Source organism: Bradyrhizobium sp. UFLA06-24 (assembly GCF_054967145.1).
The window spans coordinates 28,964-45,298 of record NZ_JADFUE010000005.1 but is presented as its reverse complement, the minus strand read 5'-3'; the positions used below and the strand labels follow the sequence as shown (position 1 = coordinate 45,298).

At 65.4% G+C, this 16,335-nt stretch carries 15 protein-coding genes; 10 read left to right on the top strand and 5 right to left on the bottom strand.

The genetic code is table 11. The features are described from left to right. Positions 1–62 precede the first annotated feature (62 nt). Positions 63–3,824: a tetratricopeptide repeat protein gene (locus tag IF809_RS06705; protein ID WP_462837226.1), complete on the top strand. Its 3,762-nt coding sequence runs from the start codon at positions 63–65 to the stop codon at positions 3,822–3,824. A 183-nt stretch (positions 3,825–4,007) separates the two neighbouring features. Here IF809_RS06705 and fliP read toward each other — a convergent pair whose 3' ends face one another. Both fliP and IF809_RS06695 read right to left on the bottom strand, forming a co-directional pair. Continuing rightward, positions 4,008–4,778, bottom strand: a complete 771-nt coding sequence (gene fliP, locus IF809_RS06700) for a flagellar type III secretion system pore protein FliP (RefSeq protein ID WP_453983065.1) — start codon at positions 4,776–4,778, stop codon at positions 4,008–4,010. Beyond that, positions 4,775–5,764, bottom strand: a complete 990-nt coding sequence (locus IF809_RS06695) for a flagellar biosynthetic protein FliO (protein ID WP_453983066.1) — start codon at positions 5,762–5,764, stop codon at positions 4,775–4,777. Before IF809_RS06695 ends, fliP begins: the two co-directional genes overlap by 4 nt. 365 nt (positions 5,765–6,129) lie before the next feature. Here IF809_RS06695 and flgB point away from each other — a divergent pair, with 365 nt between their 5' ends. The 9 genes from flgB to IF809_RS06650 all read left to right on the top strand — a co-directional run bounded on the left by flgB (position 6,130) and on the right by IF809_RS06650 (position 14,674). Continuing rightward, a complete protein-coding gene (gene flgB / locus IF809_RS06690; protein ID WP_462837150.1) occupies positions 6,130–6,534 on the top strand; it encodes a flagellar basal body rod protein FlgB in 405 nt (134 codons plus the stop codon). Between the two features lie 18 nt (positions 6,535–6,552). Beyond that, positions 6,553–6,978, top strand: coding sequence for a flagellar basal body rod protein FlgC (gene flgC / locus IF809_RS06685; RefSeq protein WP_128965432.1), 426 nt, complete (start codon positions 6,553–6,555; stop codon positions 6,976–6,978). A 17-nt stretch (positions 6,979–6,995) separates the two neighbouring features. Next, complete coding sequence (gene fliE, locus IF809_RS06680; protein ID WP_128965433.1) at positions 6,996–7,304, top strand: flagellar hook-basal body complex protein FliE; 309 nt, start codon at positions 6,996–6,998, stop codon at positions 7,302–7,304. Positions 7,305–7,472: 168 nt separating this feature from the next. Further along, positions 7,473–7,736: a flagellar biosynthesis protein FliQ gene (gene fliQ, locus IF809_RS06675; protein ID WP_462837149.1), complete on the top strand. Its 264-nt coding sequence runs from the start codon at positions 7,473–7,475 to the stop codon at positions 7,734–7,736. A gap of 17 nt (positions 7,737–7,753) precedes the next feature. After that, positions 7,754–8,524, top strand: a complete 771-nt coding sequence (gene fliR, locus IF809_RS06670; RefSeq protein WP_462837148.1) for a flagellar biosynthetic protein FliR — start codon at positions 7,754–7,756, stop codon at positions 8,522–8,524. A gap of 175 nt (positions 8,525–8,699) precedes the next feature. Beyond that, entirely contained in the window at positions 8,700–9,779 is a 1,080-nt protein-coding gene (gene flhB, locus IF809_RS06665) for a flagellar biosynthesis protein FlhB (RefSeq protein ID WP_453983069.1), read from the top strand. Between the two features lie 154 nt (positions 9,780–9,933). Beyond that, positions 9,934–12,513, top strand: coding sequence for a cell cycle histidine kinase CckA (cckA, locus tag IF809_RS06660; protein ID WP_462837147.1), 2,580 nt, complete (start codon positions 9,934–9,936; stop codon positions 12,511–12,513). 278 nt (positions 12,514–12,791) lie between these two features. Continuing rightward, the gene (locus tag IF809_RS06655) at positions 12,792–13,769 is read left to right on the top strand and encodes a Tim44 domain-containing protein (RefSeq protein ID WP_128965437.1); all 978 of its coding nucleotides are present in this window, start codon (positions 12,792–12,794) and stop codon (positions 13,767–13,769) included. A gap of 197 nt (positions 13,770–13,966) precedes the next feature. Then, positions 13,967–14,674 carry a glutathione S-transferase gene (locus tag IF809_RS06650; protein WP_462837146.1) on the top strand — a complete coding sequence of 236 codons (708 nt, stop codon included), beginning with the start codon at positions 13,967–13,969 and terminating at the stop codon, positions 14,672–14,674. A 1-nt stretch (position 14,675) separates the two neighbouring features. Here the strand turns inward: IF809_RS06650 and IF809_RS06645 are convergent, their stop codons facing one another. The 3 genes from IF809_RS06645 to IF809_RS06635 form a co-directional block, all read right to left on the bottom strand. After that, positions 14,676–15,350 carry a methyltransferase family protein gene (locus IF809_RS06645; protein ID WP_462837145.1) on the bottom strand — a complete coding sequence of 225 codons (675 nt, stop codon included), beginning with the start codon at positions 15,348–15,350 and terminating at the stop codon, positions 14,676–14,678. 116 nt (positions 15,351–15,466) lie between these two features. Beyond that, positions 15,467–15,646: a hypothetical protein gene (locus IF809_RS06640; protein ID WP_462837144.1), complete on the bottom strand. Its 180-nt coding sequence runs from the start codon at positions 15,644–15,646 to the stop codon at positions 15,467–15,469. Positions 15,647–15,735: 89 nt separating this feature from the next. After that, positions 15,736–16,215 carry a hypothetical protein gene (locus IF809_RS06635; RefSeq protein ID WP_453983074.1) on the bottom strand — a complete coding sequence of 160 codons (480 nt, stop codon included), beginning with the start codon at positions 16,213–16,215 and terminating at the stop codon, positions 15,736–15,738. Between the last annotated feature and the right edge of the window lie 120 nt (positions 16,216–16,335).

The following is a 16,335-nucleotide window of genomic DNA, read 5'->3' as shown; positions in this document are numbered from 1 at the left end:
TCGAGGGCATGGGCCGGCATCAGTGCCGGCGTGGACCCGTCGAGCCGGAAGAAATGCCGCCAATGGCGCGAGAGGCTGCCGCTGGATTTGTGTCGCGAGCCCGCGCCGTGGCGCTGGGACTGTCGCGCCATGTCCGCAAGGCGGTCTTGTTGTCGGCCTGCGCGCTGATCGGCCTTGGCACCGTTGCGCGCGCGGCCGATCCCATCAGGGGCGAGGCGAGCTTTTCGGCCGGTGGCGGCTTTGCCCGTCTCGTGATCAAGCTCGGCGAGGACGTTCCCTCCGAGGTGACGACCGCCGGCTCCATCCTGATCATTCGCTTCGAGCGTCCCGTCGACGTTCCCGTCGATCGCGTGCCGGAAGGTGCGCCCGATTATGTGAATTCCGCCCGGCGCGACCCCGACGGCAACGCGATCCGGCTGTCGCTGGCCCGGCGCGTCACCGTCAACACCATGAATGCCGGCGAGCGGACCTTCATCGACCTCTTGCCGGAGGGGTGGAAGGGCCCGCCGCCGCCGCTACCGATGGATGTGGTGAAGGAACTGGCCGAGCGCGCCCGTGCGGCCGAGCGCGCGTTGCGCGCCCAACGCGCCGCGGCGGAGGCCAAGAAGCGTCCCGCGATCCGCGTGCGTGCTTCGGTGCAGCCGACTTTCGTGCGCTTCGTGTTCGAGATGCCCGATGGCGTCGGGGTTTCCTCAGTTCTCAACGAGCAGAAGCTGACGCTCGCCTTCAACGCCAACCTCAATTTCGACCTTGCGGATGCCGTGGTCGCAGCGCCTCCGAATGTCGCCTCGATCAAGCAGAAAACCGACATCGACCAGACCAGCGTCGAAATCGCGCTGATCGGCGATTCCGATGTGCACTCCTTTCGCGACGACAAGAACTATGTCGTCGACGTTGCGTTCCAGCCCGACCGGGGCAAGGCGGCCGCAACGCCTGAAGCCGCGATTGCGCAAGCCGGGGCCGGCGGTCACGCACCGGCGGCGGAAAAGCCGGCAGCTGCGAAGCCGAACGACGCTCATCGCGAGATCACCCCGCCGACGTCGGAGACGATCGCGCGCGAAGCCAAGATCGACGTCAAGCCCGATGCGAAGTCCGACGCCACGGCGCCGATCGCTGAGGCGCCGAAGCCGGCGCCTGCGGTCGCGGTCCCCGTGACGAAAGCCCCGCACGCTGCCGATGCGCCCAAGGAGGCTGTAGCACCCGCGAAGGAGGCGGACGTGCCGGTCGTGCCCGTCAAGCCGGCGCCGCCTGCGGTTGCCGAAGCGCCTAAGGAGGTCGTGGCGGAAGCGGCCAAGGAGCAGGTCAAGGAAGCGCCTAACGAGACCGCGAAGCCTGCTGTCAAGCCGGCGCCTGCAGAGGCGCAAGCTGCGCCATCGGCTTCCGTTGCCAGCGTCGATGCGCGGCGCGACAGCGATGGCCTGCGCGTGACGTTCCCATTTGCCGTGGCGACGCCGGCCGCAGCGTTCCGCCGCGGCGACACGGTGTGGCTGGTATTCGACTCGCCGAAACCGATCGACGTCGAACCGATCCGCACCCGGGGCGGCGCGATGATCGGCGAGGTCAGTCGCATGTCGCTCGAAAAAGGGCAGGCGGTGCGCATCCGTCTTACCCGTCCGCTGGTCTATTCGCTGAACAGCGAGGAGGTGGGCAAGGAGACCAACTGGCTGCTCACGCTTGCCGACAAGATCCAGGCGACGCCGCTGCCGCTGATGATGTCGCGCAACATCACCGATCCCGCGCTCGCAAACATCGCCATCCCCTTTGCCAATCCGGGCCTGCTGCACAAGCTCACCGATCCCGATGCCGGCGACATGCTCTACGTCGTCACCGCGCAGCGGCCGGTTCGAGGCTTCATCAAGCGGCAGGATCTCGTCGATCTCTCGCTGCTGGAATCCGCCCACGGCATCGCGATCCGGCCGAACTCCGACGAGGTCGGCGTCGAAGTCGGTGCCGACAAGGTCATTCTCGGCAAGAAGGGCGGCCTGACGCTGTCGCCGGTCGACGTCTCGGCCGAGCGCGCGCCGACCGCGGTGCGGCCGGTGTTCAGTCCGGAGGCCTGGCGCAAGGGTCAGTCGGAAGATTTCTGGACGCGGCAGAGCGATCTGATCACCGCGATCTCGGCCGTCGAGCCGGCGCAGCGTTCGCTGCCGCGGCTCGATCTCGCCCAGTTCTACATGTCGCGCGCGATGTATTACGAGGCCAAGGCCGTGACCGAACTGATGCTGGCTGATCCCCTCAACAAGGAGGAGAGCAGTGCGCTGATCATCCACGCGATCGCGAGCATCCTGATCGGGCGGCCGGCCCAGGGCCTGAAGGATCTGGCCAATCCCGTGATCGGCAACAGCCATGATTCCCAGCTCTGGAAGGCGCTCGCCTATGCGCGCCAGGGCAAATGGGCGGATGCCCGCGAAAAATTCAAGAACGTCGAATTCGCCATCGCCTCACTGCCGCTCGACATCCAGCGCATCGTCACGATGGATGCGATGCGGGCCTCGCTCGAGGTCAAGGACTATGCCGGCGCCTCCAAGCGCCGCAGCGAGATCGAGGTGATCGGTGTTCCGCCGGAGGCTGCGCCCGGGTTTGCCGTGCTGCGCGGACGGCTCGCCGAAGCGCTCGGCCACGACAAGGACGCGCTCGACGACTACAGGTTCGCCGTCGACTCGAAGGACCGGCAGGCCGCCGCCGAAGCCAAGCAGCTCGAGGTCGCGCTGCGGCAGAAGCGCGACGAGATCGGCAAGGACGAGGCGCTGCGCGAGCTCGAGACGCTGTCAATGACCTGGCGCGGCGATGCGATCGAGGTCCGGACGCTGCAGATGCTGTCGCAGCTCTATTCCGAGAACGGACGCTACCGCGACGCGCTCACCGCCGCGCGGACCGCGACCAGGCTGCAGCCGAACGCGGACGCCTCGCGCCAGGCGCAGGATCTGGCGTCGGACCTGTTCACGCAGATCTTCCTGGGGCCGAAGGGTGACGAGCTGCCGCCGGTCGAGGCGCTCGGGATGTTCTACGAGTTCCGCGAACTGACGCCGATCGGCCGCCGCGGCGACGAGCTTATCCGGCGCCTCGCCGATCGTCTCGCCTCGGTCGATCTGCTCGACCAGGCCTCCGAGCTCTTGCAATACCAGGTAGACCACCGCCTCGAAGGCGCGGCGCGTGCCCAGGTCGCCGCGCGCCTTGCCATGATCTATCTCGCCAATCGCAAGCCCGACATGGCGATCACGGCGCTGCGGGCGAGCCGCATCAGCGACCTCTCCGGTGAGCTCAGGCAGCAGCGCCTGCTGCTGGAGGCACGCGCGCAGAGCGACGTCGGCCGCCATGACCTCGCGCTGGACATCGTCTCGAACGTATCGGGGCGCGAGGTGCTGCGGCTGCGGTCCGACATCTTCTGGGCGGCGCGGCGCTGGCGCGAGTCCGCCGAGCAGATCGAGCTATATTACGGCGACCGCTTCCGCGACTTCAAGCCGCTCAACGCCGTGGAGAAGAGCGACATCATCCGTGCCGCGGTCGGCTACGCGCTCGCCGACGATTCGATCGGGCTGTCGCGCTTCCGCGAGAAATACACGCCGCTGATGAGCGAGAGCGCCGACCGGCTCGCCTTCGACATCGCCAGCAAGCCGGCAGCTGCCTCCAGCGCCGAATTTGCCGAGATCGCCAAGCTCGCCGCAAGTGTCGATACGCTGGACGGCTTCCTCCGCGAGATGAAGCAGCGCTTCCCCGATGCCAGCGCGCGTGCGCCGGGCTCGCCGCAGGCCAAGGACGAGGCCGAGCACACCGGCTCGCTGCCATCGATTCCGGTGGTGCGGCAGATCAAGATGATGCGGTAGCGAAAACGACCCCATTGCACAGTAGACGGCAGCAATCCCATCAATGAATTGGCCGATGCTGCGCGTGAATGCGGATTTTTCGAAATAGATTTAACGCCGGCATGATGCCATCATGCGCATCGCCCCGCCGTCGCCAGGATACCCCGTGGTCACGCTCGGCGCGCGATGGCTCCTTGTACGGTGCTACCCCCCGTAACTCTGCACCAGGCTCCCCGCCACCAGCGACCAGCCGTCGACCAGCACGAAGAAAATCAGCTTGAACGGCAGCGAGATCGTCGCCGGCGGCAGCATCATCATGCCCATCGACATCAGCACCGAGGCGACGACGAGGTCGATGATCAGGAAGGGGAGGAACAGCAGGAAGCCGATCTCGAAGGCGCGCTTCAGTTCGGAGATCATGAAGGCGGGGACGAGGATGCGCAGGGCCAGCTCGTCGGGTGTGGCCGGCGGCGGTTCACCCGACAGGTCCAGAAACAGCTTCAGGTCCTTCTCGCGCACGTTCTTCTGCATGAAGCCGCGCAAGGGGACGGACGCACGCTGAAGAGCATCCTCGACGCCGATCTGGTTGGCGACGAGCGGGCGGATGCCGTCGTCGTAGGATTTCTGCAGGACCGGTCCCATCACGAAGAAGGTGAGGAACATCGCCAGCGCCAGGATCACCGAATTCGGCGGCGCGGTCGCGGTCCCCATGGCGGTGCGCAGCAGCGAGAGCACGACCACGATGCGCGTGAACGACGTCATCATGATCAGGATCGACGGCGCGATCGACAGCACCGTGAGCAGCGCGATCAGCTGGATCGCGCGCTCGGTGACGCCGCCACCGCCCTGGCCGCCGAGATTGATGCTGATGTCCTGCGCGTGCGCAGGCGTGACAAGGAAAGCCGTGGCGAGCAGGGCCGCGGCGATCAGGACAGAAGGGACAAGAACTCTACGCGGGAAGGACGGCAGCCTCACGAAGACGGCTTCGGACGGCCGAGCAGCGAGGCCATCTCGTCTTCGAGATTTTCAAAGCTGGTCTTCTCCGCGGCCGGCTTGGCCGGCGCGGCCGGAGGTGCCGGCGGCTCGGCGCGTGCGGCGCGTAGTAGAGGCGCATCCGGTGCAACGGGGGGAGCAATGGTCTCACCGGCCGGACGGCGCAGGGCCGCCTCGAGGCGCTGCGCCATCTCGGCGAGATTTTGCTCGGCGCTCGATGGTGCGGCAGCCGCAGGAGCCGGCGGCGGAACGGGTGATGCCTGTAATCCCGACGGGGCCTGCGTTACGGGCGGTGCGGGCGGCGGCGCGGCTGCGCGCTCGGCGCGCACCGGAGGCACCTTCACCGGCTCGCTCTGGCGCGGCGGGCGCGGCATCGGCGGCGGCTCGCTGCGCGCGACGCGCGGCGGCATCGGCTCGGGACGGGGCTCACGCTCGAAGCGCGGTGGCGTCGGTTCAGGCGAGAAGCCGCCGAGCTGCGGTTCGCCGCGGCGCTCGGCCAGGGTCGGTGCCGGCCGACGGACCTCATCGGCGAAAGAGGGGCGTGCGGGCCGCGGCGGCGGCTCCGGCATGTGCGGTTCGGGATGGTCGAGCACTTCGGGCCGCGGGGCTTCGTCGGTCCAGCTGCCGGCATCGGGCATCGGCGCTAGGCGCGGCGCCTCGGCCGCGCTGGGGCGTTGCGGAATCTGGTCACGGCCAGCCGCGGCTCGAACGATATTGGGCTCGACGACGATGTCGGTCGGACCGCCGATCATCAGGAGATGTTCGACGTTGTCCCGGCGGACCAGCACAAGGCGCCGGCGGCCATCGACCGCGGCGGCGTCGATCACGGCGAGCCGGGGCATCCTGCCGCGCTGGGTATTGGCGCCAAGCCGGGTGCTCGCGAATCGGCGGACCAGCCACGCGGCGACGCCGATCAACGCCAGCACGACGATGAACGCGACGATGAAGGTGATAGGGCTACCGTTCATACCTGTCCCCGGTAAATGGCGCTTCTCTCGTGCCTATGGTCGGACGTGCCGACCACCGGCCTGCGATGCCCCAAAACTGCGATTTCTTAACGTTCCACGGCAAGTTTTGCCGTCCCCAACTCTTAATAACCCATGAATCGCCCGATCCAAAACGACTTCTTGGCCTCTGCGCTGGCCGCCAAGCGGTTGGGTTAATGCGGCTTTTGAAGGGGGGCGAATCACGGCGAGCCGTTTCATGTCTCAATCAGAAACATGTATCCGCCGTGCCTTAACCACCTGTTAACCATACACGCGGCAAATTCTGCCTAGCTTGGGGGCCAAGGTTTGCACGTGGGACCTCTTGCGAGGCGGAAGGAGCCGCAACGATGTCCATCAACGATCTCCCGGTCCTGTCGGCGCTTCGTACTAAGATGCAGTGGCACCAGGAACGCCAGCGCGTCCTGTCCGAGAACGTCTCCAATTCCGACACACCCAATTTCCGGCCGCGCGAGCTGGTCGAGCCGAAATTCGACAAGGCCGGCGCGCGTGCGAGCTCGATGGGCCCGCTGGCGATGACCGTCACCAGTGCCTCGCACATGACGCCCTCTGGCGCGGCCTCGACCTTTGACCAGAACAGAAATGCGGGGTTCGAGACCCGTCCTGCGGGCAACGCCGTCAATCTCGAAGAGGAGATGATGAAATCCGCCAACAACCAGATGGATTACGCGGCGGTGACCTCGCTCTATGCCAAGAGCCTGCATCTTCTGAAGACCGCGATCGGCAAGGGTTAGAGCTAGGGGAGCCTCGACATGGCCAATGACAGCAGCGACTTTGCCCGTTCCATGGCGATCGCAACCTCCGGGTTGCGGGCGCAGGCCGGGCGGATGCGGGTGATCTCGGAAAACATCGCGAACGCGGACTCGACCTCACAGAGCGCGGGCGGCGATCCCTATCGGCGCAAGGTGCCGACGTTCTCCTCGGCGCTCGACCGCACGCTCGATGCGCAGGTCGTCACGCTTGGCAGGATCAAGCCCGACCAGTCCGCCTTCCGCGTCAAATACGAGCCGAATAATCCGGCGGCCGATGCGAGCGGCAACGTCAAATATCCCAACGTGAATTCGGTGGTCGAGATGACCGACATGCGCGATGCGCAGCGGTCCTACGAGGCCAATGTCAACATCATCAGTGCAACGCGCCGCATGATCCAGCGCACGCTCGACATCCTCAAGACCTGACAGGGAATTCTTAAGCCATGGCAACACCGACAATCGCGGCCAATGCCTATGCCAACCTTGCGCGCGTGCTGGAAAACGGCGGCGCCGGCAAGGGCAGCGAGCCGAACGGGCAGTCCTTTTCCTCGCTGCTCAAGGACGCGATCGGCAGCGTCGTGGAATCCGGTCGCAAGTCCGACGCGCAGACCGTGGCGATGGCCAACGGCAAGGCCAACGTGATGGACGTGGTGACGGCGGTCGCCGACACGGACGTCGCGGTGTCGACGCTGGTTTCGGTCCGTGACCGCGTGATCGCGGCGTATGAAGACATCATGAAGATGCCGATCTGATTTTTAGCGCTGGCGCCGCCGCAATCGTCATTGCGAGCGCAGCGAAGCAATCCAGAGTCTTTCCGTGGGTGGCAGTCTGGATTGCTTCGCTTCGCTCGCAATGACGGGGATGGCCCTGTGGTCCTCGCCTGAGCGGTGAGGATGTGAGTTGGAAAGAGGAATTCTGCAATGACCGGACCCGAGACCCTCGACGTCGCACGCGATGCGATCTGGACCCTCGTGATCGTGTCCTCGCCGCTCATGGTGGTCGGGCTCGTGGTCGGCGTGATCGTGTCGCTGTTCCAGGCGCTGACGCAGATCCAGGAACAGACGCTGGTCTATGTGCCGAAGATTCTAGCCATCTTTGCCACAATGCTACTGGCGCTACCCTTCATGGCGGACGCGCTCCATTCTCACATGCTGCGGATCTCGTCGCGAATCATCGGCGGCTGAGGCACAATGCGCTCACCATGCGCATCGACGTCTCGCTGCTGCCGGCGCTTGCCGCAGCCTTCATGCTCGCCTTCGCCCGGGTTGGCGCGATGGTGATGCTGCTGCCGGGGCTCGGGGAAACCAACATTCCGACGCGGGTCAAGTTGTCGATCGCGCTGGTTCTGACGCTGATCATCCTGCCGCTGCATCGGAACGCCTATCATGTCGATATGGGCTCGCTCGCGCCGATGCTGGTGCTGATGCTGCATGAGATCGTGATCGGCATCGTGCTTGGCGCCACCGCGCGCGTGACGCTCGCGGCGCTCCAGGTCGCGGGCGCCGTGATCGCGCAGCAGATGGGGCTCGGCTTCGTCACCTCGGTCGATCCGACGCAGGGCCAGCATGGCGTGCTGGTCGGCAACTTCCTCACCATGCTGGGCGTGACACTGCTGTTCGCCACCGACAGCCATCATCTGGTGATCGCGGCCCTGAACGACAGCTATTCGATCTTCGCGCCGGGCGAGACCGTGTCGAGCGGCGACGTTGCTGCGCTGGCCACGCGGGCCTTCTCGGCCGCGTTCCTGCTCGGCTTGCAGCTGTCGGGTCCGTTCCTGGTGTTCGGCCTCGTCTTCAACATCGGGCTTGGGGTGCTGGCGCGCTTGATGCCGCAGATGCAGGTCTATTTCGTCGGCGTGCCGCTGTCGATCTTCGCGGGCTTCATGGTGCTGGCCGTGGTGCTCACCGCGATGATGGGCACCTATCTCGACTACTTCATCGGTGTCATGCACCAGATGATGCCGTTAAAATAAGGGCGAGGCTAGTGCTGCCGATTTGAAGTTCCTGCAGTGCCAGCAGCAAATCCGACCAGGAACTTCAAATCGATCAGCGGCACTAGCAACCTTAGAGTCTTGTAGCGCCCCTGTGCTTTCCGAAGTTCGTGCACAGGGGCCGCAAAAGTGACGAACTTCGGAAAGCGGGCGCTACGTGGCGGAAGACAAGGACCCAGAGAGCCAAACAGAAGACCCGACGCAAAAGCGTCTCGAAGAGGCGCTTGAACGCGGCGATGTCGCCAAGAGCCAGGAGATCAACACCTGGTTCATGATCGCGGGCGGCACGCTCGTGGTCTCGACCTTCTCGGGCTCGGTCGGCGGCGGGCTGTTGACGCCGATGCGCAATCTGCTCGCCAATTCCTGGATGATCAAAACCGATCCCGGGAATTTGCTCGCGCTGATGCAGCAGATCGAAGTCGCCGTGCTGGCTGCCGTCGGCGTGCCGCTTCTGATGCTGGTGATCGCGGCCATCGCCGGCAACATGCTTCAGCACCGGCTGGTATGGTCGGGCGAATCCCTCAAGCCCAAATTCAGCAAGCTCTCGCCGGCAGCCGGCTTCAAGCGCATCTTCGGCAAGCAGGCGGGGGTCAATTTCCTGAAGGGCATCGGCAAGCTCGTCGTGCTCGGCGCGGTCATGACCACGATCCTGTGGCCGGAGCGGCACCGCATGGAGGCGATGGTCAAGTTCGATCCGATGGCCATGATGGGCGCCGCCACCAGCCTGACCGTCCATCTGCTCGGCGCGGTGGTCGCGGCCCTCGCGATCATCGCCATCGGCGACTATTTCTTCCAATATCGCAGCTGGTTCCAGCGGCAGAAGATGTCGCTCCAGGAGATCAAGGAAGAGTTCAAGCAGTCCGAAGGCGACCCGCACATCAAGGGCAAGCTCAGGCAATTGCGGCAGCAGCGCTCCAAGAAGCGCATGATGGCCGCGGTTCCCAAGGCCTCGGTGATCATCACCAACCCCACCCACTATTCCGTGGCGCTCTCCTACGAGCGCGGCATGTCGGCGCCGATCTGCGTCGCCAAAGGCGTCGACAACCTCGCTTTCAAGATCCGGGAGATCGCGCGCGAGCACGACATTCCGATCGTCGAGAACGTGCCGCTGGCCCGCGCGCTCTATGCCACCGTCGAGATCGACCAGGAGATCCCCATGGAGCACTACCATGCGGTCGCCGAAGTCATCGGCTACGTCATACGGATGAAGCGCGGTTTTAGTGCCGCACGGCAATAAAACCCCCGAAAAGTACCGGAAATGGCCGTAAACTGGGAATCAGCGTACCTTTTGGCCCTGCTGCCCTTGCGTCTGCGGGTCCGATTCAGGCAGGGAGGACCCGACGAGCCCCACGGCGCGTTGATTCTCTGCCGACAGGCCAAACCAGCGTGAAATGACCGCCGAGACCGACCACGACCTGTCACGCGAGCCCGTTGCGGCGCCTGAGCCGTCGCCGCGCTCGGGCAGCATTGCGTTGGTGCTGCTGGTGGCCACCGGCCTCGTCGCGGTCGCGATCGGGCTGATGACGCTCGGACGCGCGCAGGCGCAGCCCTACATCCTCGGCATCCTCGCCGTGCTGGCGATGATCGGCCTGTTCAACCTGTTTGCCTTCGCCGCCGGCATCGTCCGCTTCGCCGACCGCAATCTCGACGATCCCATCATCGCCCGCATCTCCGATCATGCCTTCGACGGGCTCGCGGTGACCGATGCGCGCGGCCACGTGATCTATTCCAATGCCGCCTATCTGACCCTGACCGGCGCCAGTGGCCCGCAGGACGTCCGCCCGGTCGAGCGCGTCTTCATCGGCAACCCCGACGTCTCGGAAGCCGTGTTCCGGCTGCTCAAGGCCGCGCGCGAAGGAAAACGGCAGCAGGAGGAAGTGCGGATCTCCGGCCATGACGGCAATCAGGGCCGCTGGCTGCGCATGCGGGTGCGCCCGCTCGGCAACGGCAAGCGCGAGGCGAGATATGCGGTGTGGTCGATCGCCGACATCACCCGCGACCGCGAGCGCCAGGAGGACGTGTTCCAGGAGCTGCAGCACGCCATCGAATATCTGGATCACGCGCCGTGCGGCTTCTTCTCGGTCAATCCCGCCGGCGAGCTCGCCTATGTCAACGCGACGCTGGCGAACTGGCTCGATTACGACCTCGCCGAGATCGGCTCCGGCGGCCTGAAGCTCGCCGACATCGTCTCCGGCGACGGCGCTGCGCTGCTGAGCGCGATCGTGGCGGTGCCGGGCGAGGTGAAGACGGAAGTCTTCGACATCGATCTGCGCATGCGCACCGGCAAGACCATGCCGGTCCGGCTCTATCACAAGCTCGCCTTCGGTGCCGACGGCGCGCCGGGGCCGTCGCGCACGCTCGTCATCAGCCGGGCCCGCGACGAGCGCAGCGATCCCGATCGCGCCGCCGAAGTGCGCTTCATGCGCTTCTTCGACCATACGCCGATGGCGATCGCCACCGTCGATCGCGCCGGCAACGTCGTGCGAGCAAACGCGCGCTACGCCAAGCTCGCACAGGCCCTAGGGCTCGACAGCGCCAGCAAGTCGATCTTCCGCGCCGTCAATGCCCGGGACCGCCATCTGGTGATCGCGGCGATCAACCAGGCTGCCGAAGGCCAGGCCGACATCGCGCCGGTCGAGGTGGCGCTGGAGGGACCGAAGGAGCGCTGGGGCCAGTTCTTCGTCACGCCGGTCGACGCGGCCGAGAACGACGCGGAAGCTGCGATCGTCCACATGCTCGAAACCACCGAGCGGCGCGCGCTGGAGAACCAGATCAACCAGTCGCAGAAGATGGAGACGGTCGGTCAGCTCGCCGGCGGCATCGCCCACGACTTCAACAACGTGCTGTCCGCCATCATGATGGCGAACGACTTCCTGCTGAACGCGCACAAGCCGACCGACCCGTCGTTCCAGGACATCATGCAGATCAAGCAGAACGCGACGCGCGCTGCGACCCTGGTGCGGCAGCTACTGGCGTTCTCGCGCCGGCAGACGCTGCGGCCGCAGGTGCTCGATCTCGGCGATGCGCTGTCCGATCTCACCATGCTGTTGCGCCGGCTGATCGGCGAAAAGGTCAAGCTCGACCTGATCCACGGCCGCGACCTCTGGCCGGTGAAGGTCGACGTCTCCCAGTTCGAGCAGGTCATCGTCAACCTCGCGGTGAACGCGCGCGACGCCATGCCCGACGGCGGCAAGCTGATCATCCGCACTGCCAATGTCGCGAGCGAGGAGGCCGGCAAGCTCGCCTACAAGGGCATGCCGGCGGCGGACTATGTGCGGATCGAGGTCGCCGATACCGGCACCGGCATTCCCGCCGATATCAGGGACAAGATCTTCGAGCCGTTCTTCTCGACCAAGGAGGTCGGCAAGGGCACCGGCCTCGGTCTTTCGACCGTGTACGGCATCGTCAAGCAGACCGGCGGCTTCATCTACGTCGATTCCGAACCGGGGCAGGGCACCTCGTTCCACATCTTCCTGCCGCGTCATCACGCCGAGCCGGAGGTGCAGGTCGAACAGCCCGCGGTGGCGACCGCGACCCATGGGGAGAAGGAAGCCGCGCCCGCAGCCGTCGAGGCCAAGCCCCGCACCGATCTCACCGGGCAGGGCACCATCCTGCTGGTCGAGGACGAAGAGGGCCTGCGCGCGCTCAACGCGCGCGGCCTGCGCTCGCGCGGCTACACCGTGGTCGAGGCCGAGAATGGCGTCGAAGCCATGGAGGTGCTGGAGGAGCAGAGCGGCGCGATTGATCTCGTCGTCTCCGACGTGGTGATGCCTGAAATGGACGGGCCGACCTTGCTCAAGGCGATGCGGGAGAAGAACCCCGACATCAAGTTCATCTTCGTCTCCGGCTACGCCGAGGACGCCTTCGAGAAGAGCCTGCCCGAGGGCCAGCAATTCGACTTCCTGCCGAAACCGTTCACGCTCAGCCAGCTCGTGGCGGCGGTGAAGGAGACGATGACAAAGCAGGGTTAGCTCCCTCTACGCCGTCATTGCGAGGAGCGAAGCGACGAAGCAATCCAGACTATCTCCGCGGTGGCAGCCTGGATTGCTTCGCTACGTTCGCAATGACGGGGAGGGAGCGGTCCCCCTCGTTTCACTGCCGGTAACGGGCGACCATAGCTCCCCGCGCCCGGCCAAATCCCCGACAAATCAGGGCTTTTGCCGGATCCCCGCGACCGAGGGCCGCAGCTATAAGTCGCGGAACCGGCTTCCCTTTTCACGAAGGCTGCCCATCTTACTTGCACGTCCCCATGCCGGGGATTTGGGAAACGCACATGAATTTCTCGCAATGGTCCCGCACTCTCGTGAAGACGATTGCCGTCGTTCTGGCGCTGGCGCTGCCGACGGCGCTTGCGATCTCCTCCGCTGACGCCCGCGTCGGCGGCGGCTTCTCGTCGGGTTCGCGCGGTTCGCGGACCTTCTCGGCCCCGCCGTCGACCACGACTGCGCCGGGTTCGACCTCGCAATTCAACCGCACCTACAGCCAGCCGGGCGGCGGCTTCAACAATGCTGCGCCCTCGCGCGGCGGCCTGTTCGGCCGTGGCGGCGGCTTCCTGGGCGGTCTTGCGGCCGGCTTCCTCGGCGCAGGCCTTCTGGGCATGCTGTTCGGCGGCGGTCTGTTCGGCGGCCTCGGCGGGCTGTCGTCCATTCTGGGCCTGATCATCCAGATCGTGCTGATCGTGTTCGTGGTGCGGCTGGCGATGTCCTGGTGGCAGCGGCGCAATTCGCCGCAGGCAGCCTATGCCGGCGCAGCTCCGGGACCGCAGGCGAACTATCGCAGCGGCCTTGGTGGCGGCTTCGGCTTCGGCGCCAACAACAACGCGCCGCTCGAGATCAAGCCTGACGATTACGAGGCGTTCGAACGCCTGCTCGGCGACATCCAGTCGGCCTGGTCGAACGAGGACGTGGCCAAGCTGCATACGCTGGCGACGCCGGAAATGGTCTCCTATTTCGAGCAGGACCTCGCCCAGAACCGCGCCCGCAACGCCGTCAACAAGGTGACCAACGTCAAACTGTTGCAGGGCGACCTCGCGGAAGCCTGGCGCGAAGGCGAGACCGACTACGCGACGGTGGCGATGCGCTTTGCGCTCACCGACAAGACCGTCGACCGCAACACCGGCGCGATCGTCGCCGGCAGCGAGCAGCCGGGCGAAGTCACCGAAGTCTGGACCTTCGCCCGCCGCCCGGGCAGTCCTTGGGAATTGTCGGCGATCCAGCAGACCAACTGATCGCTCCAAGAGCGACAAGCGAGGGCGTCGTGCCTCAGGCACGACGCTCTTTTTGTTTGGGCTGCGTACTCTCTCCACGTCTTCGCTGCGTTCGCAATGACGGAGTATGGGGCGTGAGCGTCGCGCTCCCTCCCTGCCGGAACCTTCGGATGCGTGCTACATTGGCCCTTGCTCGCCAACGCTCACGGAACGCTTCCATGAAATATGAGCTCTACTACTGGCCCGAGATCCAGGGCCGCGGTGAATATGTGCGGCTGGCGCTGGAGGAGGCGGGGGCGGATTACGTCGACGTTGCGCGCGGCCCGCGCGGCACGGCTGCGATGATGAAGATGATGGACGCCCACAAAGGCACGCCGCCCTTTGCGCCGCCGTTCCTGAAAGCCGGCAAGCTCGTCATCGGCCAGACCGCGAACATCCTGCTCTATCTCGGCGCGCGACACGGACTTGCGTCGAAAACCGAAGCCGGAAAGCTCTGGGTGCACCAGCTTCAATTGACGATCACCGATTTCGTGGTCGAAATCCATGACACCCATCATCCGCTCGGACCGTCCCTGTATTACGAAGATCAGAAGGCGCCGGCAAAGAAGCGCACCGCGGATTTCTGGGACGAGCGCGTGCCGAAATATCTCGGCTATTTCGAACAGCTCCTCGAGGACGCGGGCGGCGCCTATGTCGCCGGCCGTCGTCTCACTTACGTCGATCTCTCGCTGTTCCAGATCGTCGACGGGCTGCGCTATGCCTTTCCGAAGCGCATGACGGCGTTCGAGAAGAATATCCCCGGCCTCGCCGGCCTGCACGACCGGGTCGCGGCCCGGCCGAACATCAAGGCGTACCTGGCAAGCGAGCGCCGCATTGCCTACAACGAGCAGGGCATCTTCCGGCACTACAAGGAACTGGATGCGTGAGTCACCACACGCCGGGGATCATGCGATAGCGCACCCGCACCGCGTAATCGGCATAGCCTGATAGTCCCGCGATCAGCGTGCGCTCCTCGATCCGGATGCGCACCGCGATCAACAGCACGAGGATCGGCGCGATCGCAAGTCCCCACCACGAGCCGAGGCACAGCGGCACGCCCGTAAAAAACATGAGCATGCCGCTGTACATGGGATGACGGACGTGAGCATAAGGCCCTGATGAGATCACGTGCTGGGCGCGCTCAGCCTGCAGCTTGACCACGGGCGCGGCGAACGAGTTCTCGCCAAACACCCACATCGTGAAGAGCGTGCAGGCGAGGTACAGCACGAAGCCCAGGGCCTGCAATGCGAGCGGTACATGCGAGGCACCGGCACGCCGGTCGAGACCAATGGCAATGAGCCAGACCAGGATGGCCGCCATGAAGGCGATCATGAAAACCTTGTCGGCGCCCGGCTGGTCTCGCTGGATCACCGGACGAAGCCGCTCTGCCAGCAGCCCCGGATCGATCCGGTAGAGCCACCAGCCGCAGAGGGGGCCGATTACGGCGGACGTGACGAGGAACACCCAAGCCGACGGCCAACGCAGCGTGCCCGCGGAAGCGAACAACAATACGCCCATCGCGATGACGAAGATCGTGTTCTGCAACAAGAGGCGGGCGATCATGCGCGGGTCCCCGGGCAATCTCGCAGGAGCTTGGCCGCGCTATCGGGCAAAGATGGGGCCGGACGCGCGAAAGGCCCGGTCAACCCGACCGGGCGATCCTCGAAGTGCAGGATCAATCAGGCGAGCTGATCGATCCGCGTGCCCTGGCCCGGCGGCAGCGGCGCGGGCGGCGTCGGCTGATCGGTCGGGTCGGTATCCCGGGTCTTGGTCCGGTCGTCCTGCTTGGTCGTGTCGTAGCTCGGGACCACGATCGCGATTGGCGGCGGAGCAACGGTCGAAACGTTGGAAACGCTCATCCACGGATCCTCACAGATGGAAACAATTGATCCTGCGCCGTGGGAGACGAAGTTTCCTTCAAGACAATCATTAAAATGCGAGGGATCCGCTATTCGTCCTTCGGCCGGGTGATCGCGATCGCGGCTTCGGTCTTGGTGCGGGTGCATTCCATGTTGAGGCGCTTGTAGCGCATCGTGACCTTGTCGCCGCGGAGTAGCCCCATGCGTTTCAGGCAGCGCGTCGCGCCGGTCGTGGTGTCGTCCTTGGTCACCGTGAAGATGATCGCCGCCGCGGAGGCCACCAGATCATAGAATTGCGGCGTCGGCTTGCGGTCGCCCTTGGCATAGAGCTCGTTGGAATAGGCGGCTCCTTGCGCGCGGCAGCCGAGCGACAGCTCCTTCGCCGCCGGGTGGGTGAGATAGATGATGTTGGCGGCCTTGAAGTTGACCTTGAGCCCGTCGATGCCGCCGGCGAGCTGCTTGGCGATGTCGTCGCACTGGTCGGCGCGCGCAGGCGCAGCGAGGGTCACAAGGCCGATGATTGCGGCGGCGACCAGCATCGCGCCGCGAAAGTCCACTTTGAAAATCATGATGAAAAGCCCCTTAGGGCGCGCATTCAACCGTCGCCGCGCGCGAAGCGCAAGGGGGCAATCCAGTCCTGGAAAATGCCCGCCACGGGCACGATTCGGGATGTCCCGACCGCGCCGGAA